Consider the following 18976-nt stretch of genomic DNA (forward strand, 5'->3'; position numbering starts at 1 on the left):
TCTCGTTCTACAAGGAGAGCCCATGGGCAGGCCCGTGATCGTGGAGGCGGTACGCACGCCGATCGGCAAGCGCAACGGCTGGCTCGCCGGCCTCAAGGCGCAGGCCGTCCTGGCGCACGCGTACACGGCGCTGCTGGACCGCGCCGGCCTGGACGGCGGCGAGGTCGAGCAGGTCTTCGCCGGCTGCGTCACGCAGGCGGGCGAGCAGGGCGGGCACGTGGGACGGTACGCGTGGCTGTACGCGGGGCTGCCCTGGCAGACCGGCGTCACGACGATCGACGCGCAGTGCGGGTCGGCGCAGCAGGCCGTGCATCTGGCCGCGTCGCAGGTCGCGGCCGGAGCCCTGGACGTGGCGATCGGCGCGGGCGTCGAGGTGATGAGCCGGTCGCCGCTCGGCAGCAACGTGCTGCCCGCCAACCCGCGTCCCGACGACTGGTCGCTCGACATGCCCAACCAGTTCGAGGCCGCGGAGCGGATCGCCGCCCGGCGCGGCATCACGCGCGCCGACCTGGACGCGTTCGGGGCGCGCTCGCAACGGCTGGCCGCCAAGGCGTGGGCGGACGGGCGGTTCGACCGGGAGGTCGCGCCCATCGAGGCCCCGGTGCTGGACGGCGAGGGCGATCCGACCGGTGAGACCCGCACCGTCACCCGCGACCAGGGTCTGCGCGACACCACCGTGGAGGGCCTGGCCAAGCTCAAGCCGGTGCTGGGCGAGGGCGGCCTGCACACGGCGGGCACGTCCTCGCAGATCTCCGACGGCGCGTCCGCCGTCCTGGTCATGGACAAGGACAAGGCGCGTGCGCTCGGCCTGCGCCCGCGCGCCAGGATCAGGGCGCAGGCGCTGGTCGGGGCGGAACCGTACTACCACCTGGACGGGCCGGTGCAGTCGACCGAACGCGTGCTGAGCCGTGCGGGCATGGCGATGGCGGACATCGACATCACCGAGATCAACGAGGCGTTCGCCTCCGTGGTGCTGTCGTGGGCGTCCGTCCACAAGCCCGACCTGGACCGGGTGAACGTCAACGGCGGCGCGATCGCCCTGGGGCATCCGGTCGGGGCGACCGGCGCCCGGCTGGTCACCACCGCCCTGCACGAGCTGGAACGCCGCGACGCCGCCACCGCACTGGTCACGATGTGCTGCGGCGGCGCGCTGTCCACCGCCACCATCCTCGAACGGATCTGATCGCGTGCCATCACTACCGGCGGAGCCGCCCGAAGCCAACCCTTCTTTTCCGGGCGGCGCGGAGGGTCGTCCCCCCGCGCAGGAAAGACCGGGCCCGGCGGGGCCGGAGGATCTGGGCGGGGGTGTGTGGAGCGTTCCCGTGCCGATCCCGGGCAACCCGCTCGCCTACACGCTCGTGTACGCGCTGGAGAGCCCGCGCGGGCCGGTGCTGGTCGACGCGGGCTGGGAGCACGAGGACGCATGGTCGGCCCTCAAGAACGGTCTCGGCTCGTTCGGCATCGACATCGCCGACGTCTACGGCGTCGTGGTCACCCATTTCCACCCCGACCACGCGGGCCTGGCCGGACGGGTCCGCGAGGCGTCCGGCGCCTGGGTGGCGATGCACGCCGACGACGCCGCGATCATCCGGACGTTCCGCGAGGTGCTCGGCAAGGACACCGGCCGCTCCTGGGAGAGGGAGAACCTGCGCAGGGCCGGCGCGGACGAGCGCGAGCTGGCCGAGCACAGCGGCCGGGACGGGGTCGACCCGCCCGCGCTCCCCGACCGCGAGCTCACCGACCGGGAGCTGGTGGACCTCCCGGGCCGGCGGCTGCGAGCGATCTGGACACCCGGTCACAGTCCCGGGCACATCTGCCTGAACCTGGAGGACGCCGACCGGATCTTCACCGGCGACCACGTCCTGCCGCGCATCACCCCGCACATCGGGCTCTATCCGTACGACACCCCGGACGTGGACCCGCTCGGCGTCTTCATGGACTCGCTGCGGCGCGTCGCGGCGCTGGACGTCGGCGAGGTGCTGCCCGCCCACCAGTACCGCTTCAACGGTCTCGCGGACCGCGCCCGGGACATCATCCGCCACCACGAGGAACGCCTGGACGAGGTCGCCGCCCTGCTCTCCGCCGAGCCCCGCACGCTCTGGGAGCTGGCCGCCGGGATGACGTGGCGCGGCGGCTGGGACGAGATGTCCATCACATCGCGCCGCATGGCCGCGGGCGAGGCCGCGGCCCACCTCCGCACCCTGGAGCGGCGCGGCGTCGCACGCCGCGAGGGCGACGCCGACCCGCTGCGCTTCGTCCGCGCGCGCTGACGGGCGCCCGCAGCCTCCGTCCCGGGGTCTTGATGAGACTCGCGTCTCATGTTAGAACCTGTTCTAGGTCATGACCAAGCAAGCGCTCAGTCCCGCTCCGGCGCGATCCCCTCGACGACCACCCCGCCGCCCCGCGGCCACCCCGGCACGAAGGAGCTCCATGGCCTCGCAGACCGGCACCGAGCTCGGCACCGTCCCCGGCATCGACGTCATCGACCCCGGCGTCTACGAGCGCGGCGGCGTCCCGCACGAGGCGTTCGCCTGGCTTCGCGAGCACGACCCCGTCCACTGGCATCCCGACCCCAACGAGGGCGTCCCCGGCTTCTGGGCGGTGACCAGGCACGAGGACGTCATCCACGTGTCCCGCCACCCGGAGCTGTTCTCCTCGCACGCCAGGACCGCGATGTTCGAGGAGTTCACCGACGAGGACCTCGCCCTGTACGGGATGATGATGCTCTTCCAGGACCCGCCGGACCACACCCGGCTGCGGGCCATGGTCAACAAGGGCTTCACCCCGCGCATGATCGGGCGGCTCGAAGATCACATCCGGGAGATCTGCCACGAGCTGATCGACGCCGCCGCGCCCCTGGGATCCTGCGACTTCGTGGAGCACTTCGCGGCGCCGCTCCCCCTCTACACGATCTGCGAGCTGCTGGGCGCGCCGCTGGAGGAACGGGAGAAGATCTTCCGCTGGTCGAACACGCTGGTGGCGTTCAACGACCCCGAGTTCATCGGCGACCGGTCGGAGTCGGCGGCGTGCGCCGCCGAGTTCTTCGCCTGGGCGGGCGAGCTGGCCCGCGAGCGCGCCGCCACCCCGCGCGACGACATCGTGACCAGGCTGCTGCAGCCGGGACCGGACGGCACCCGGCTCAGCGAGGAGGAGTTCCAGCTCTTCGTCCTCATGCTGGCCATCGCCGGGAACGAGACCACCAGGACGGCCACCGCCGGAGGGATGCGGGCCTTCTTCGAGCATCCCGACCAGTGGGAGCGGCTGAAGGCCGACCGGAGCCTGCTGCCCACGGCGGTGGAGGAGATCGTCCGGTGGGTCAGCCCGATCAACCAGTTCCGCCGCACCGCCATGCGGGACACCGAGCTGAACGGCAAGCGGATCAGGGCGGGCGACAAGGTCGTGCTGTTCTACGCCTCGGCCAACCACGACGAGAGCGTGTTCGGCGACCCCTTCACCTTCGACGTGGGCCGCGACCCCAACCCGCACCTCGGGTTCGGCGGCGGAGGGCCGCACTTCTGCCTGGGGACGCATCTGGCGCGGATGAACCTGCGCATCGTCTTCGAGACCATCCTGGACCGGATGCCCGACATCCGGCCGGTCGGCGAGCCCCGCCGGCTGCGCTCCAACTTCGTCAACGGCTTCAAGGAGATGCGTGTCGAGTTCACTCCCACTCCTCGCCTCCGCAAGGGAGACTGAAACAGGTTCTTGCCCGCTCCACCCCCGATGAGGAGTCCGCGGCGATGACGAACATCCACCGGACCGGCGTCCCCCACCCCACGATCCCCGGCATCGAACTGGTCGATCCCGGCGTCTACGAGCGCGGCGGCATCCCCCACGAGCAGCTCGCCCTCCTGCGCGAGCGGGCGCCCGTGTACCGGCACCACGGCGACCCGTCCCGGGGCAACCCCCCGTTCTGGGCCGTGACCCGGCACGAGGACATCGTGCACGTCTCCCGGCACCCCGAGCTGTTCTCGTCCTACGAGCGGCTGGCGCTGTTCGACGAGCCCGAGCCCGAGAACCTGGAACTGCAACGGCTGATGATGCTCAACCAGGATCCGCCCGAGCACTCCAAGAAGCGGAGCATCGTCAACCGCGGCTTCACCCCGCGCGCCATCGGGGCGCTGGAGGAGCACATCCGCGACATCTGCCGCGAGCTGGTGGGCGAGGTCGCGGCGCGGCTGAGGGCGGGCGGTGAGGCGGACTTCGTCACCGACATCGCCGCCCCGCTCCCGCTGTACGTGATCTGCGAGCTGCTGGGCGCGCCGCCCGAGGACCGGGAGAAGATCTTCCACTGGTCCAACACGCTGATCGGCCGCGAGGACCCCGAGTTCCAGACGTCCGTCGAGGAGGGCGAGCGGGCGGCCTCCGAGCTGTACGCCTACGCCGAGGGGCTGGCGGCCGAGCGGCGCGCCGAGCCCCGCGACGACATCGTGACCAGGCTGCTTCAGCCGGACGCCGAGGGCGGCGAGCTGACCGGCAACGAGTTCGAGCTGTTCGTGATGCTGCTGTCGGTGGCGGGCAACGAGACCACCCGCAACGCCGCGTCCGGCGGGATGCTCGCCCTGTTCGAGCACCCGGACCAGTGGGAGCGGCTGCGCGCCGACCCGTCCCTGGTCCGCACCGCCGCGGACGAGATCGTCCGGTGGGTGACGCCGGTCAACCTGTTCCGCCGCACCGCCACCCAGGACGTCGAGCTGGGCGGGCAGAGGATCGCCGCGGGCGACAAGGTGGTGGTGTTCTACGCCTCGGCCAACCGGGATGAGCGGGTCTTCGAGGACCCGTTCACCTTCGACGTGGGCCGCGACCCCAACCCGCACCTCGGGTTCGGCGGCGGGGGGCCGCATTTCTGCCTGGGTGCGCACCTTGCCCGGCTGGAGCTCAGTGTGCTCTTCGAAACACTTTTGGACACCATGCCCAATATCCAACTCTCCGGTAACGTCCGGAGGCTAAGGTCTAGTTTCATCAACGGCATCAAGGGGATGCCGGTGCGGCTCTGACCGGACTCCCCTGCCGGCCGGCCCGGCTGACCGGCCGACCTTGACGGACAGGAGTGGTGCGTGAGCAGGGACTGGCGTGGCTGAGGCGGGACGACCACTGCGCGTCGCCCTGCTCTCGTACCGGAGCAAGCCGCACTGCGGCGGCCAGGGTGTCTACCTGCGCCATCTGAGCCGCGAGCTGGTCGACCTCGGGCACACCGTCGAGGTGCTGTCCGGGCAGCCCTACCCGGAGCTGGACCGCGAAGAGATCACGCTGACGAAGGTCCCGAGCCTGGACCTGTACCGGGACGAGGACCCCTTCCGCAACCCGGCGCTGCACGAGTTCCGCGACTGGATCGACGTCCTGGAGTACGCGCACATGCGCACCGGCGGCTTCCCCGAGCCGCTGACCTTCAGCCTGCGGGTCCTGCGCGAGCTGCGCCGCCGCCGGGGCGAGTTCGACGTGGCGCACGACAACCAGGTGCTGGGCCTGGGCAACCTCGGCATCCGCCGGCTGGGCCTGCCGCTGGTCACCAGCATCCACCACCCGATCAGCGTGGACCGGCGCATCGACATCGAGGCCGCCCGCGGGTTCCGGCAGAAGCTGGGCAAGGTCCGCTGGTACGGGTTCGTGTCCATGCAGTCCCAGGTGGCGCGGCGGATCGGGCCGGTGCTCACGGTGTCGGAGTCCTCCAAGGTCGACATCGTCAAGGACTTCAAGGTCGACCCGCGCGACATCGAGATCCTGCCGCTGGGCGTGGACACCCGGATCTTCCATCCGCGCGGTGACCGCACGCCCGGCCGGATCGTGGCCATGGCCAGCGCGGACGCCCCCATCAAGGGGGTGGACGTGCTGCTGCGCGCGGTCGCCAAGGTCGCCACCGAGCGGGACGTGCACGTGATCGTGGTGAGCCGGCCGCGCAAGGACGGGCCGACCGAGCAGCTGGTGCGGGAGCTGGCGCTCGGCGACCGGGTGAGGTTCGTCAGCGGCATCGGCGACGAGGAGCTGGGCGAGCTGCTGGCCACCGCGGAGATCGCCGTCGTCCCGTCCCGGTACGAGGGGTTCTCGCTGCCCGCCGTCGAGCACATGGCGTCCGGCACCCCGCTGGTCGCCAGCCGCGCCGGGGCGCTGCCCGAGGTCGTCGGCGAGGCGGGCGCCCTGGTCCGGCCCGGAGACGTGGAGGAGCTGGCCGCGACCCTGCGGCGCCTGCACGACGACCCGGCCGAGCGGGCCCGGCTGAGCGAGGCGGGGCTGGCGCGCGTCCAGCAGCGGTTCGCGTGGCCCGCCGTGGCGCGGGCCACCGTCGAGCACTACCGCGCCGCGATTGAACAGCAGCGCTACCGGCGGCTCGCCGCCGGTGGGAGCTGACTCCCCGCGGAGGCCGGCGGCGCCCGGCGGCGTCCCCGTACGGAAGGAGAGCACCCTGCTGACCGTGGACTTCCAGCGGTTCGGCGTGACCCCCGGCGAGCGCGTCCTGGACATGGGATGCGGTGCGGGACGCCACGCCTTCGAGCTGTACCGCAGGGGCGCGCACGTGGTCGCCTTCGACCTGGACGCCGACGAGCTGGCCGGGGTGGAGAAGATGTTCGCCGCCATGCGCGCCGAGGGCGAGGCGCCCGAGGGGGCCACCGCCGAGACCGTGCGGGGCGACGCCCTGGACCTGCCGTTCCCCGACGGCCACTTCGACAAGATCATCGCGTCCGAGGTGCTGGAGCACATCCCGGACGACATGCGCGCCATGCGGGAGCTGATGCGGGTGCTGCGCCCCGGCGGCCGGCTGGCGGTCACCGTGCCGAGCTGGCTGCCCGAGCGGGTGTGCTGGGCGCTGTCGGAGGACTACCACACCGCGCCCGGCGGGCATGTCCGCATCTACACCCGCGCGGAGCTGGAGGCCAAGCTCAAGGCCACCGGCTTCCGGGTGAACGGCCACCACCACGCCCACGGGCTGCACGCCCCGTACTGGTGGATCAAGTGCGCGGTGGGGGTGAACAACGACGACCATCCGGCCGCGAAGGCGTACCACAGGCTGCTGGTGTGGGACATCATGAAGCGGCCGCTGGCCACCCGGCTGGCCGAGCGCGCGCTCAACCCGCTGATCGGCAAGAGCGTCGTGGTGTACCTCACCAAGCCGGAGGCCGTGGAGGACTCCCGCGCCCGCGGGGGCAAGGAGCCCGCGGATGCGGTCTGAGACCGCCCTCCCGGCGGTGCCCGGCGTGGTCGGCCCCGGCGACGTCCTCGCGACCGCGCGCAGCATCGCCGCGCAGCAGGAGGAGTCGGGGGCGATCCCGTGGTTCAGCCCGACCGCGGGCGTCCCGGGCCATGTGGACGCCTGGAACCATGTCGAGGCCGCGATGGCGCTCACCGTGGCGGGCCTCAGCGAGCCCGCCCGCCGCGCCTACGAGTGGCTGCGCTCCGTCCAGCGGCCGGACGGGTCGTGGCCCGCCAAGTGGGTGCTGGGCGAGGTCACCGAACCGGGCGGCGAGTCCAACCACGCCGCCTACGTGGCCGTCGGGGTCTGGCACGAATGGCTGATGACCGGGGACGCGGCGTTCGTACGGCGGATGTGGCCCACGGTCAGGCGCGCCATCGACTTCGTGCTCGGCCTCCAGACCGGGCGCGGCGAGATCCTGTGGATCCGGCACGAGGACGGCACCGCGGGCGACCACGCGCTGCTGACCGGCTGCTCGTCGATCTACCAGTCGCTGCGCTGCGCGGTCGCGCTGGCCGAGGAGCTGGGCGAGCCGGAGCCCGACTGGGAGCTGGCCGCCGACCAGCTCGGCCATGTGGTCGCCGCCCACCCGGAGGCGTTCGCCGACAAGAGCCGCTGGTCGATGGACTGGTACTACCCGATCCTGTCCGGGCCGGTGCGCGGCGAGGCGGCCCGGCGCCGCATCGCCGAGGGCTGGGACACCTTCGTCGTCCCCGGCCTGGGCTGCCGCTGCGTCCACGACCAGCCGTGGGTCACCGCGGCGGAGAGCTGCGAGCTGGTCATGGCGCTGGACGCGGCCGGGCTGCGCGACCGGGCCGTGGAGCTGTTCCGCACGATGCAGCATCTGCGGCACGAGGACGGCTCGTACTGGACGGGCTGGCAGTTCGAGAACCGCAGGCACTTCCCCGGCGACCGGTCCACCTACACGGCCGCCGCGGTCGTGCTGGCCGCCGACACGCTCGCGGGGGCCTCGCCCGGCTCGCGCATCTTCAAGGAGATCGCGGGTCGTCCGCTGGGCCCCTCCGCCGCCGCCGACCCCACGGCGTGCGGCTGCGCCCTCGTCCAGGTCCCCTAGCCGACGGGCGCGTCGCTGACACGTTCCAGAACGCGCAGGGAACCTTGCACATGGCGGTCCGCGAAGGCACCGCCGGCCAGGGCGCGCTGATAGACGTGGTACGGGGCCTGGCCGCCGTCCGCCGGGTCCGGGAACACGTCGTGGATGACCAGGGCGCCGCCGACCGTGACCCAGGGCGCCCACTGCTCGTAGTCCGCCTGCGCCAGGTCCTCGGCGTGGCCGCCGTCGATGAACAGCAGCGTCAGCGGGGTCCGCCAGAACGCCGCGACCGTGCGCGAGGTGCCCACGATCGCGACGACGTGGTCCTCCACGCCCGCGCCCGTGATGGTCTTGCGGAAGGTGGGGAGCGTGTCCATGCGGCCGGTGAGCGGGTCCACCAGGGACGGGTCGTGGTGCTCCCAGCCGGCCTGGTTCTCCTCCGAGCCGTGGTGGTGGTCGACGGTGACGACGGTCGTCCCGGTCGCCATCGCGGCGGCGCCCAGGTAGATCGCGGACTTGCCGCAGTAGCTGCCGATCTCCAGCAGGGGTCCCGCCGTGCCCGGCCGCGAGGCGTACGCGAACGCGGTCCGGTACAGGGCCATGCCCTCGGCGTCGGGCATGAACCCCTTGGCGGCGCGGGCGGCGCGCAGCAGGTCGCTCGGCATGGGGGGCACGTCCGGCCGGGCTGGTGCCGGGACGGGCGGGGCCGCCGTCCCCGTCCGGCCGGACGCCGTGCTGTCGGTCATCGGTCTCCTCCGAGGGACACGTGATAGCCGGGCACTTTATCCCTTTGATCCGAATGTCCCCGGACCGGGGCCGGTCGAGTCGCCGCCGGGCCGGTCCGTCGCGATCATTTCGGTGAGACCCGGCTGGCCTTCCTGCGAGCCCGGCCTTGCCGCCGGGTACACCCGGCCGCGACCGCCCGGCACGGCCGCGCCATAATGGAACACGTTCTATTCCGTAACCTCACCCGCGGCGGAACGGAGACGGAGCCGATGAAGGTAAGCGTCGACCCGATGGTCTGCGAGGCCAACGGGGTCTGCGTCGGGATCGCCCCCGAGATCTTCGATCTCAACGACGAGGACGAGCTCACCATCGTGCGGCCGGAGGTCCCGGACGACCAGGCCGACCTGGTGCGGCACGCGGTGCGGTCCTGCCCCAAGGCCGCGCTGAGCCTGGACGAGTAGACGAGCGCGGCCCCCGGCGCGGCCGCACCCCCGAGCGATCACGCGTGCGTCCTCGCATGCGTTCGCTCACAGCGGTGCCGTCGCGGGACGACGTAACCCGGCCGGTATGCCATCCTTCTCCTGTCCGCTGGACCGCAATCGCAGTCGTTCATGGAGCAGGGGTGGCGTACCGAGGTGAGCCGGGCGCCGGCCGGCGCCGGCTCCGCGTCGTTCCGTCCACGCGGAGGTCACGGGCCCTGGCCGCCGGGGTGCTGGTCGCCGTGCCCGCCGTCGCCGTGCCACTGCTGTGGGGGCCGGTGGGCCATGATCCACGTCCGGCCGGGGCGTCCGCGCCCGCGCCGTCCCCGGGCGGGGCGGCGCCGTCCACGACCGCCACGGCCCTCCCCGGCGGGGTCGAGCGCCGCATCAGGGACGTGCAGGGCGCCGGGCACGTCTCGCCGCTGAGGGGCAAGGCCGTCGCCCGGGTCCCCGGCGTCGTGACGGCGGTGACCGACAACGGCTTCTGGATGCAGGACCCGCGGCCCGACCGCGACGCCGCCACCTCGGAAGGCGTGTTCGTCTTCACCCGTACCCGTCCCGGCGTGGCCCCGGGGCACGCGGTACGCGTGGACGGGCGCGTCAGCGAGTTCCGCACCGGCGGCGCCCGCTCCCCCGGGCTCGGGCGCACGGAGATCGACGCCACCCGTACCGTGGTGGAGGCACGGGGCGTGCCACTCCCCGCGCCGGTCGTGCTCGGCCCCGGAGGGCGCAGGCCGCCCGCGTCCGCCGTGGACGGCGACCATCCGCCCGGCGGCCCGGCCGGGAACGTCGAGTCCGGCGGCCGGTTCGCGCCCGGGCGGGACGCGATCGACTTCTACGAGTCCCTCGAAGGCATGCGCGTCGCGGTCCGGGACGCCGTCGCGGTCGGCCCGTCCAAGGACGGGGAGATCCCCGTGCTCGCGGCCGGCGGCGCGGGCGCGGGCACGCGCACCGCGCGCGGCGGGCTCCTCGAACGCGACGGCGACGCCAACCCCGAGCGGATCCTGCTCGACGACGCGCTCGCGGCGCTGCCCTCGGTGAACGTCGGCGACCGGCTGCCCGGCTCCGCCGAGGGCGTGCTCGACTACGCCGACGGCGCGTTCAGGCTGCTGCCCACCGCCGTTCCCAGGCGCGCCGACGGCGGGCAGGTGCGCGAGACCACCCGTCCGGCGGGTCCGGACGAGCTGGCCGTCGCCACCGTCGACCTGCGCGGGCTCAGCCCGGAATCGCCCCGCGCCCGGTACGAGGCGCTGGCCGCCGACCTGGTGGACGGGCTCAAATCCCCCGACCTGGTGACGGTCACCGGGCTGCGCGACAACAGCGGCGCCGAGGACGACGGCACCGTGGCCGCCGACCAGACCGTGGCGGAGCTGATCACGGCGATCAGCGCGGCGGGCGGCGCGCCGTACGACTGGCGCTCCATCCCGCCGCGCGACAACGCCGACGGCGGCGAGCGCGGCGCCAACGACCATGTCGGCTTCCTGTTCCGCAGGGACCGCGGGCTGGCCTTCGTCGACCGGCCCGCCACCGCGGATCTGGGCGAGGAGCAGCCCGGCCGGCCCGCCGCGCCGGTACGGGCGCTGGCGGACGGCCTGGGCGGCGTCCGGCTGAACCTGTCGCCGGGGCGGATCGCCCCCCGGGACGCGGTCTGGAGCCGCGCGCCCAAACCGGTGGCCGCCGAACTGACCTGGCGGGGAACGCCGCTCATCGTCATCGCCGGCCGGTGGTACCCCGTCACCGCCGACGACCAGCCCCTGTTCGGCCGCTACCAGCCGCCGAGCCGTCCCACCGGCTGGCGGCGCGCGGCACAGGCACGGGTGGTCGCCGGGTTCGTCCGCTCGGTACGCGCCGTGGACCCGGACGCGGGCATCATCGTGGCCGGTGACCTCAACGAGCCGGAGTCGGCGCCGCCCGTCAGGGAACTGCTGAAGGGCACCGGCCTGCGCGACCTGACCGCGGGGCTGCCGGAGACGGACCGCTACACCGCGATCTCCGGCGGCAACGCCCAGGCCCTCGACCACATCCTGCTGAGCCCGTCCCTGGCCGCCCGCCGCCACGAGCTCGACATCGTGCACCGCAACAGCGAGTTCGCCGACCGCGCCGGCGAGCGCGACCCGTCCGTGGTCCGCATCGGGGCGTCGCCCGCCCGGTAGAGGCTGGGGTGACCGGCGAGCGCTGCCCAAGAGCCGCCGGCCACCCGAGCGACACCAGCATTATCGCCCGATGTACCGGATCCGCTACATGCCGATGGCCGCTTATGGGCACCTCCGCGGACGGTATTCGGGACAGGCCCAAGCCGGGGCATCGGACCGCACCGAACGGGCCCCACGTTTCAGCGCTCCACCTCGGGGCACCGTGCGTCCGTCATGACCCCCCTTGCGAGGAGTGAACCCATATGGCGGCCAGATACCGGCCTGGAATCGGCATCGTTGGGGTTGTCTACGTCATCATCGGCGTCTTCGTCGCCTGGGACCGCGGCTACCTCGGCGCGGACCTGCTGCGCCGCGTGGCCGGCGCGCTGCTCGCCATCTTCCTGTGGTTCCTCGTCCTGCTCGGCGTGGACCTGACCATCAACACCTGACCGGCGCGAACGCGCTCCCAGCGGCGTACCCCTCACGCTCCCCTGCCCTACCCCCGCGTGAGGGGTACGTCTCGTCCGGGCCACAGAATGCGCGGCGGACGTGGACCGGATTCGCCCATACGGCTACTTTCCGGGCATGGCGAAGAAGGATTGCAGTTGCGGTCATGGCGGAAGCTGCTCGTGCCCCAAGGGTTGCGCCTGCGGCTGCAACGGCTAGGGCCTAGGGGACGGGCGTGCGCCACAGCATCGGCGTCTCGCCGCGATGGTCGCCGCTGACGCCCGTCCCGACGACCTCGCCGCCCACCTGGGTGAGGGCGGTCAGCCGCTGGTGACCGGGGCCGTCGAGCCCGGCGCCGTGCGACGGGACGCGCCGCCAGTCCGCTGCGTCGGCGGTGGCCTGCGAAGCACCGGCGGGCAGAGCGGCGGGCAGGGTGCCCGTCCACGTCCACAGGACGACGTCCTGCCGGCCTGGCGTGCCGGACGTGGCGGCCAGCAGGAAGCCCTTCGCGGTGGACGTCACGGCCGTCGGCGTGGTCGTCGCGTCCATGCCCGGCGGGAAGCCGGTGACCCACGTGCGCCCGCCGTCGGCCGACCGCGCGACGAACCCGGTGTCGCGCGCCGCGGCGCCCGGCGACGCCGCCATCCTGCCCGAGCCGAGCGCCACCAGTGATCCGCCGCGCGCGGCGACCTGGAAGAAGGAGCCCGACACGAGGCCCGGCGGAAGCGCGGGAGGCGCGACGGCGCTCCACGTGCGGCCGTCCGCCGAGGTCCAGACGGCGGGACGTTCGGTGGGCGGCTGAGCGCCCGCGCGGCCACGCGCCGGGGCCGGGGTGAGCCGCCCACCGACCGCGACGTACCCGGTGGACGCGACCGTCACGTCCCGCATCGAGCCGGAGCCGGCGAGAGCGTCCTTGTTCGCGCCGGCGCCGCGCGTCCACCGCCGGAGGTCGGTGGAATGCCAGGCCGCCGGCGACGTCCCCGCCACGCCCACCACGACATGGCCACCGCGTCCCGAGACCACGCCCGAGGTCGCCGCGGCCCCGGGCAGGGTCACGACGGACCAATCCGTGCCGTCCCGCGAGGTCGTGACGAACGGCGCCGACGTCCGGGTGACCGGCGCGTCCACGCGGCCGACCGCCAGCCAGCCGCCCGGTCCCGCCGCGACGTCGGTGAGGCGGCGCCGGATCTGCCCCGGCCCGCCCGCGCGCGCCGCCTTGGGATCGGTGACCTGGACGCGGCTCCAGGCGGACCCGCCGCCGGTGCTCCACAGGGCCGCGTCGCCGCCGCTGCTGCCCGCGACCACGAGCCGTCCGCCCGGCCCTTGGACGATCGCGTTCAGCGTGCGTTCCGGACGTACGGCGCCGGGCACCCTGGTGAGGTCCACGGGCGTCACGGGACCGGGCGTGGCCGCCGCGAGCGCCAGGAAGCCGTTGGCGTCGCGGGCGCCGCTGAGCACCGCGCCGCCTCCCTGGAGCACCGCGAGCCCGGTCACCTCCACGCCGGGACTGGAGGAGCCGGGCGGTCCCACCTCCGAGCCGGGACGCCACGTACGCCCGTCCGCGCTCAGCAGGATCGTGCCCTTGCCTCCGGGGCCGCGCACCAGCGCCGCCAGCCCGCCGAGCGCCCCGGACAGCCGCTCCACACCCCGGTACCCGGGAACGCTGAGTTTCGCGACCGGCGCCCAGGACGCCCCGTCCCGCGACCCGAACAGCACGCCGTAGAGGGTCGTCTTCCGCTTCTTCTTGTTCTTCTTGGAACCGGTCGTGCTCCTGCCCTCACGCCTGAGGTAGAAGCCGCCCGGCCCGGCGACCAGTCCGCGCATGGGCCCGTACGAACCCTGAGCGTGCGGCACGGTCACCGGCGCCCAGGTACGGCCGCCGTCCGCCGACCGCCACAGGCCCTCCCCGCGCACGGCGGTGGTGATCTTGCGCGCCTTGCGCTTGCCCTTGGCCTTCACCGTCCTGGTCACGGTGCGGGTGACCGTCCCGTGCGCGACGAGCGTGTTCCCGGAAGCGGCCACCGCGCCGAGCGCGCTCACACCGGGAACGTTCAGCCGGTCGTTGCGCTGCCACGCGCGCCCGTCGGGCGAGGTCCACACCACGCCCCTGGTGTCGGTGCCGAACGTCCCGCCCGGCGAGTGCACGCCGACCGCCACGAAGCCGCTCGCGGTACGGGCGAGCCCGTTCACGCGGTCGTTCGGGCCGAACGGCACCGCCTCCGTCTCCCTCGTCCACGAGCGGACGTCCACGGCCGTCCAGAGGGCGACCTTGCCGGGCTGCGCGGTGTCGCCGATCGCCGCCCACGCCCCGTCGCCGCCCGCCACCAGGCGCGGACGGTCACCCGGCGGAGGCGCGTCCCCGTCCGGCGTCCGCACGGTCGCCAGCCGCCAGCCGCGGCCCCCGTCACCGGACACCAGGAACTGGGCGCGCTCACGCTCCGCCGCCCCGTCCCCGGCCGTCTCCGTGCCGGTGGCGACGACGGTGGACCCGTGCGCGGTCACGTACGCGAGCCTCTGGACGAGCCCGTCCGCCGCGGCCGGATCGGTCGTGAACCGGCCCTCCGCGGAGACCGCGGCCGCCACCGCCGACCGCGGACCAGCCTCCTCCCCCCGGTCCGACAGCGCGTACGCGCCTGCCCCGGCGGCCACCACGAGCACGGCCATGACCGCGACCACCGTGTGGCTGGGCCGCCGCAGCCCCGTCTCATGCCTCTTCGCCGGCGCGCTCTCCCGCGCGGGCGCCTCGACGGCCGCTGCCTTCCCTTCGGGCGCCGCCGCGTCCTTCTTCTCCGGCGCCGCCGCGTCCTCCTTCTCGGGGGCCGCCGCGGTCTTGCGTTCGGCCGCCGCGTCGACCACCGCACGCGGCAATGGCTCGGTGTCGTCCCGGTCCTCGGGCACGTTCCCGTCGACCCACGGGACGCCCGCCTGCCGCCAAGCCTCGGCGGAGCGCTGCCAGGGAGACGGCGCCGCCTTCGCGGCACGTTTCCTCTCGCCGGTGCGCTCCGCGAGGGCCTCGTCCGCCCGGAACGCCAGGCGCTTCCGGATCAGCCGGGAGGCGCGGGGACCGGAGAGGTCGTCCCAGGAGGGAGGTTCCGTGCCAGCCACGAGCCGGCCGTCGTCCTGCTCCGGGATCCTTGCCGTCACGCCCGCTCCTTCGACCGTCGGACCAACGCCATCGCGCGATGGCGCCCACCATCCAACCGCGCCGGAACCACACGTGTGCGGACAACCGCGCGATCAGCGGTGAAAGGGTTGCGGGAGCGTTTATATCGCCTCAGGGCGTCCGGAGATGATCTATTACCTCAATCACCCCTTTGTAGGCGAACCCCTGGACCTGGACCAGCGGCGCGCCCGGCGACGGGGGGCTGTGGATCTCGCTGGAGACGCCGAGGCCGCCGACCTCCACCCGGGTCCCGGGCGGCACGACGATCCGCGCGTCCGACTTGTAGGACAGCACCCGCAGCGAGATCACCGGCCCGGCCGGCTCGGCCGAGCGCAGGTCGAGCAGGCAGTCGCTCTTGTACGCGGCGACGGTGTACCGCTCGGGCACCCGCCAGCGCCCGGACCGCCGCAGCACGCTCTTCCACACCGGCTGGAACCGCCCGGCCGGGCGTGCGCGCGTGGCCGTCTCCGGCCGCGCCGGCGACATCGGACGGGAGGTGGGCAGGTCGGCCGACAGCCGGTCGAGCTCGGCGTAGGTACGGGCGGCGAGCACCAGGTCGATGCGCTCGTCCAGTTCCCCGTCGTCCAGGCGTCCCTCGGCGTAGGCCGTGTGCAGGCGGACGAGCACCTCGTCCCGGTCCCGGTCGGAGGCCCGGTCGGAGGCCCGGCCGGACGGTTCGGCGGACACTGTGACGGGCTCTTCGGCGGGTTCCGCGTCCACGGGGTCGTTCCGTTCGCCGGTGAGGGGTGTCATGCGGGCTCCCTCCTCTGGAAGGCGGGTCGCCCCCGAGCCTGATGCCTCCCGCCGGTGGAGGGTCAAGCCGGAGATCGTATCGAAGACTCGCGATGTATCTTAACCCGCCCACCTTCTCATTTCGAGACACCTCCCTGCATCCCCACCACATCCCCCGAAACTCCACCAAGTCCAACAGAATCTCCCAGCCCGAGCCCCCGCGAGGGGTGGGGGCTCGGGCTGGAGGCGTGGAGGGCCGGTTCGGCGGGTGGGGGCCGCGAGACCGGGAAGGCGGCGGGTCGCCCGCCGCCTTCCCGTGGTCTCGCCCCCCGGCGTCCGTGCTGCCTGGCGCACCGCTCCTGCGGGTGCGGAGCCCACGGACCGTGGAACCTCGTGACCCCCGTCGGTGCCGCGGTGTGGGGTCCGCGCCTCTTGCCGTGCCCGCAGACCCTGGCCTGCGGCCATGGGCCGCATCGCAGGCCCCCGCGCCGCGTGCTGTCGCGTGCCGGCGCGCGGAGCGCCAAGGCGGGCGGGCCGCCGCATCCCCCAATCCGGCCGGCCCGCCGCACAAGACGGCACGGCCCGGGATGGGCGTCGGCGTACCGCGGAGAACCCCGCGAACCCCGCGGCCACGGACACCGCATCCCTCGGACCGTGCGCAACACAGCATGCACCGCCCCGATCAACAGCGGATCAACGCCGGATCAACGGGTTTCTGGGGCGGTCAGACGACCACCCGGTCACTGTACGCCGTGTCACACTCCCGCGCCACCACCGGTCCCGCCGGCGGGGGCGGCTCCGGCGGTGGCGCTCCGCTCCGGCGGCCGGTCAGTCCTTCGCGAACGCGGCGTCGAAGGACGTCTCCGGGAGCTCGATCGCGGCCAGGGCGCGGACGTACTCCAGGGACTGGGGCGCGCCCTGCAGGCGGTCCATGCCGGCGTCCTCCCACTCGACGGAGATCGGGCCGTCATAGCCGATCGCGTTCAGGGCACGGAAGCAGTCCTCCCACGGCACGTCCCCGCGGCCGGTGGAGATGAAGTCCCAGCCGCGCCGCATGTCACCCCAAGGCAGGTGGGACGACAGCCGGCCGCGGCGGCCGTCGCCGGTGCGGACCTTGGTGTCCTTGCAGTCGACGTGGTAGATCCGGTCCTTGAAGTCGAGAAGGAAGTTGACCGGGTCCAGTTGCTGCCAGACGAAGTGCGACGGGTCCCAGTTGAGGCCGAACGCGGGCCGGTGCCCGATGGCCTCCAGGGTGCGCACCGTCGTCCAGTAGTCGTAGGCGATCTCGCTGGGGTGCACCTCGTGCGCGAAGCGGACGCCGACCTCGTCGAACACGTCCAGGATCGGGTTCCAGCGGTCGGCGAAGTCGGCGTAGCCGCGCTCGATCATCGCGGGCGGCACCGGCGGGAACATCGCGACGGTGTGCCAGATGGACGAGCCGGTGAACCCGACGACCGTCGTCACGCCGAGCTTGGCCGCGGCGCGGGCGGTGTCCTTCATCTCCTCGGCGGCACGGCGGCGCACGCCCTCGGGGTCCCCGTCGCCCCAGATGTGCGGGGGGAGGATCGCCTCGTGCCGCTCGTCGATCGGATGGTCGCAGACGGCCTGCCCGACCAGGTGGTTGGAGATCGCCCACACCTTCAGGCCGTGCTCGGCCAGCGTCTCCAGCTTCCGCGGGACGTAGGAGTCGTCGGCCAGCGCCTTGCCGACCTCGAAGTGGTCGCCCCAGCAGGCGATCTCCAGCCCGTCGTAGCCCCAGCCTGCCGCGAGCCGGCACACCTCCTCGAACGGCAGGTCGGCCCACTGGCCGGTGAACAGGGTGACAGGTCGGGCCATCACGCGCTCCCTTCGGTGTCGTTCCGGGGACGGACCCCCTGGTCCCCGGCGCCGCTCCCGTCGTCGGGAACGGCGGTCCAGTGGCCTTCGTTCCCCGCGCTCGCCTCCACCGCGTCCAGTACCCGCTGGACGCGCAGCCCGTCGGCGAACGACGGGCTCGGGTCGGTGCCCTCGGCGATGGCCGTGAGCAGGTCGGCGAGCTGGTGGGTGAAGGTGTGCTCGTACCCGAGCAGGTGGCCGGGCGGCCACCACGCGCCCGCGTACGGATGCTCGGGCTCGGTGACCAGGATCCGGCGGAACCCGGACGTCGCGGACGGCTCGGTGTGGTCGTGGAACCACAGCTCGTTCAGCGCCTCCAGGTCGAAGGCCAGGCTGCCGTCCGAGCCGTTGACCTCCAGCCGCAGCGCGTTCTTGCGGCCGGCGGCGAACCGGGTCGCCTCGAACGAGGCCAGCGCGCCGCCGGAGGTGCGGGCGAGGAACAGCGCGGCGTCGTCCACCGTGACCTCGCCGGTGCCGGTGCCGTCCGCGAGGGGACGCTCCCGGACGAACGTCTCGGTCAGCGCCGACACGCCGGTGATGGTCTGCCCGGTGACGAACTGGGCGGCGTCGATGATGTGCGCGCCGAGGTCGCCGAGCGAGCCCGAGCCCGCCCGATCCCGTTCCAGCCGCCACACCATCGGGGCCGTGGGGTCGCTCAGCCAGTCCTGCAGGTACTGGGCGCGGACGTGCCGGATCGTGCCGAGCCGTCCCTCCTCGACCAGCCGGCGGGCCAGCGTGAGCGCCGGAACCCGCCGGTAGTTGAAGCCGACCATCGACCGCACCCCGCGGGCCCGCGCCCGCTCGGCCGCCGCCACCATCGCCTCGGCCTCGGCGACGGAGTTGGCCAGCGGCTTCTCGCACAGGACGTGCTTGCCGGCCTCCAGCGCCGCCACCGCGATCTCGGCGTGGCTGTCGCCCGGCGTGCAGATGTCGACGAGCTGGACGTCGTCGCGGTGGATCAGCTCCTTCCAGTCGGTCTCCACCGCGGCCCAGCCCAGGTCCCGCGCCGCCGCGGCGGTCCGCTCCGCGGAGCGTCCGGCCAGCGCGGCCAGCACGGGGGTCAGCGGCGGTCGGAAGAACGGCCCCACGCTCCGCCATCCCTGGGAGTGGGCGCGTCCCATGAACGCGTACCCCACCATCCCGACGCCGATGCTCGTCATGTGCGTCCCCTCTCGGTCACGG

At 73.6% G+C, this 18976-nt stretch carries 15 protein-coding genes; 10 read left to right on the top strand and 5 right to left on the bottom strand.

The window, feature by feature from the left end; translation table 11 throughout:
* Window positions 1-22 precede the first annotated feature (22 nt).
* The 7 genes from QSK21_RS14240 (at window position 23) to QSK21_RS14270 (ending at window position 8261) form a co-directional block, all read left to right on the top strand.
* Entirely contained in the window at window positions 23-1183 is a 1161-nt protein-coding gene (locus QSK21_RS14240) for a steroid 3-ketoacyl-CoA thiolase (RefSeq protein ID WP_285696163.1), read from the top strand.
* 139 nt (window positions 1184-1322) lie between these two features.
* Complete coding sequence (locus QSK21_RS14245) at window positions 1323-2270, top strand: MBL fold metallo-hydrolase (RefSeq protein ID WP_285696164.1); 948 nt, start codon at window positions 1323-1325, stop codon at window positions 2268-2270.
* A 160-nt stretch (window positions 2271-2430) separates the two neighbouring features.
* Window positions 2431-3696 (top strand): cytochrome P450, encoded by a 1266-nt coding sequence (locus QSK21_RS14250; protein ID WP_285696166.1) that lies wholly within the window; start codon window positions 2431-2433, stop codon window positions 3694-3696.
* A 44-nt stretch (window positions 3697-3740) separates the two neighbouring features.
* On the top strand, window positions 3741-4997 hold the full coding sequence (locus QSK21_RS14255; protein WP_285696168.1) for a cytochrome P450: 1257 nt from the start codon (window positions 3741-3743) through the stop codon (window positions 4995-4997).
* Window positions 4998-5073: 76 nt separating this feature from the next.
* On the top strand, window positions 5074-6345 hold the full coding sequence (locus tag QSK21_RS14260; protein WP_285696169.1) for a glycosyltransferase family 4 protein: 1272 nt from the start codon (window positions 5074-5076) through the stop codon (window positions 6343-6345).
* Between the two features lie 55 nt (window positions 6346-6400).
* On the top strand, window positions 6401-7165 hold the full coding sequence (locus QSK21_RS14265) for a class I SAM-dependent methyltransferase (protein WP_285696268.1): 765 nt from the start codon (window positions 6401-6403) through the stop codon (window positions 7163-7165).
* Window positions 7155-8261, top strand: coding sequence for a glycoside hydrolase family protein (locus tag QSK21_RS14270; protein ID WP_285696170.1), 1107 nt, complete (start codon window positions 7155-7157; stop codon window positions 8259-8261). Before QSK21_RS14265 ends, QSK21_RS14270 begins: the two co-directional genes overlap by 11 nt.
* Here QSK21_RS14270 and QSK21_RS14275 read toward each other — a convergent pair.
* Window positions 8258-8905 (bottom strand): class I SAM-dependent methyltransferase, encoded by a 648-nt coding sequence (locus tag QSK21_RS14275; protein WP_285696269.1) that lies wholly within the window; start codon window positions 8903-8905, stop codon window positions 8258-8260. The two genes, QSK21_RS14270 and QSK21_RS14275, sit on opposite strands and share 4 nt — an antisense overlap.
* A 330-nt stretch (window positions 8906-9235) precedes the next feature.
* On the opposite strand from QSK21_RS14275, the gene QSK21_RS14280 reads away from it, so the two are divergent.
* The 3 genes from QSK21_RS14280 to QSK21_RS14290 all read left to right on the top strand — a co-directional run bounded on the left by QSK21_RS14280 (window position 9236) and on the right by QSK21_RS14290 (window position 12026).
* Window positions 9236-9427, top strand: coding sequence for a ferredoxin (locus tag QSK21_RS14280; RefSeq protein ID WP_285696171.1), 192 nt, complete (start codon window positions 9236-9238; stop codon window positions 9425-9427).
* Window positions 9428-9588: 161 nt separating this feature from the next.
* Window positions 9589-11598: a DUF8508 domain-containing protein gene (locus QSK21_RS14285; RefSeq protein WP_285696172.1), complete on the top strand. Its 2010-nt coding sequence runs from the start codon at window positions 9589-9591 to the stop codon at window positions 11596-11598.
* A 242-nt stretch (window positions 11599-11840) separates the two neighbouring features.
* Complete coding sequence (locus QSK21_RS14290) at window positions 11841-12026, top strand: hypothetical protein (RefSeq protein WP_285696173.1); 186 nt, start codon at window positions 11841-11843, stop codon at window positions 12024-12026.
* Window positions 12027-12246: 220 nt separating this feature from the next.
* Here QSK21_RS14290 and QSK21_RS14295 read toward each other — a convergent pair whose 3' ends face one another.
* The 4 genes from QSK21_RS14295 to QSK21_RS14310 form a co-directional block, all read right to left on the bottom strand.
* On the bottom strand, window positions 12247-15168 hold the full coding sequence (locus QSK21_RS14295) for a hypothetical protein (protein ID WP_285696174.1): 2922 nt from the start codon (window positions 15166-15168) through the stop codon (window positions 12247-12249).
* Window positions 15169-15298: 130 nt separating this feature from the next.
* Window positions 15299-15940, bottom strand: coding sequence for a DUF1707 SHOCT-like domain-containing protein (locus tag QSK21_RS14300; protein ID WP_285696175.1), 642 nt, complete (start codon window positions 15938-15940; stop codon window positions 15299-15301).
* 807 nt (window positions 15941-16747) lie between these two features.
* Window positions 16748-17755 carry a sugar phosphate isomerase/epimerase family protein gene (locus QSK21_RS14305; protein WP_285696176.1) on the bottom strand — a complete coding sequence of 336 codons (1008 nt, stop codon included), beginning with the start codon at window positions 17753-17755 and terminating at the stop codon, window positions 16748-16750.
* Entirely contained in the window at window positions 17755-18954 is a 1200-nt protein-coding gene (locus QSK21_RS14310; RefSeq protein ID WP_285696177.1) for a Gfo/Idh/MocA family protein, read from the bottom strand. Before QSK21_RS14310 ends, QSK21_RS14305 begins: the two co-directional genes overlap by 1 nt.
* Window positions 18955-18976 lie beyond the last annotated feature (22 nt).

Source organism: Actinomadura sp. NBRC 104412 (assembly GCF_030269515.1).
In the GTDB taxonomy this organism is placed as follows: domain Bacteria; phylum Actinomycetota; class Actinomycetes; order Streptosporangiales; family Streptosporangiaceae; genus Spirillospora.

Bases quoted from the DNA above. Each gene is read 5' to 3' on its own strand.
- QSK21_RS14240 (WP_285696163.1), top strand. From the start codon at position 23: ATGGGCAGGCCCGTGATCGTGGAGGCGGTACGCACGCCGATCGGCAAG.
- QSK21_RS14250 (WP_285696166.1), top strand. From the start codon at position 2,431: ATGGCCTCGCAGACCGGCACCGAGCTCGGCACCGTCCCCGGCATCGAC.
- QSK21_RS14255 (WP_285696168.1), top strand. From the start codon at position 3,741: ATGACGAACATCCACCGGACCGGCGTCCCCCACCCCACGATCCCCGGC.
- QSK21_RS14270 (WP_285696170.1), top strand. From the start codon at position 7,155: ATGCGGTCTGAGACCGCCCTCCCGGCGGTGCCCGGCGTGGTCGGCCCC.
- QSK21_RS14275 (WP_285696269.1), bottom strand. From the start codon at position 8,905: ATGCCGAGCGACCTGCTGCGCGCCGCCCGCGCCGCCAAGGGGTTCATG.
- QSK21_RS14280 (WP_285696171.1), top strand. From the start codon at position 9,236: ATGAAGGTAAGCGTCGACCCGATGGTCTGCGAGGCCAACGGGGTCTGC.
- QSK21_RS14290 (WP_285696173.1), top strand. From the start codon at position 11,841: ATGGCGGCCAGATACCGGCCTGGAATCGGCATCGTTGGGGTTGTCTAC.
- QSK21_RS14300 (WP_285696175.1), bottom strand. From the start codon at position 15,940: ATGACACCCCTCACCGGCGAACGGAACGACCCCGTGGACGCGGAACCC.
- QSK21_RS14305 (WP_285696176.1), bottom strand. From the start codon at position 17,755: ATGGCCCGACCTGTCACCCTGTTCACCGGCCAGTGGGCCGACCTGCCG.
- QSK21_RS14310 (WP_285696177.1), bottom strand. From the start codon at position 18,954: ATGACGAGCATCGGCGTCGGGATGGTGGGGTACGCGTTCATGGGACGC.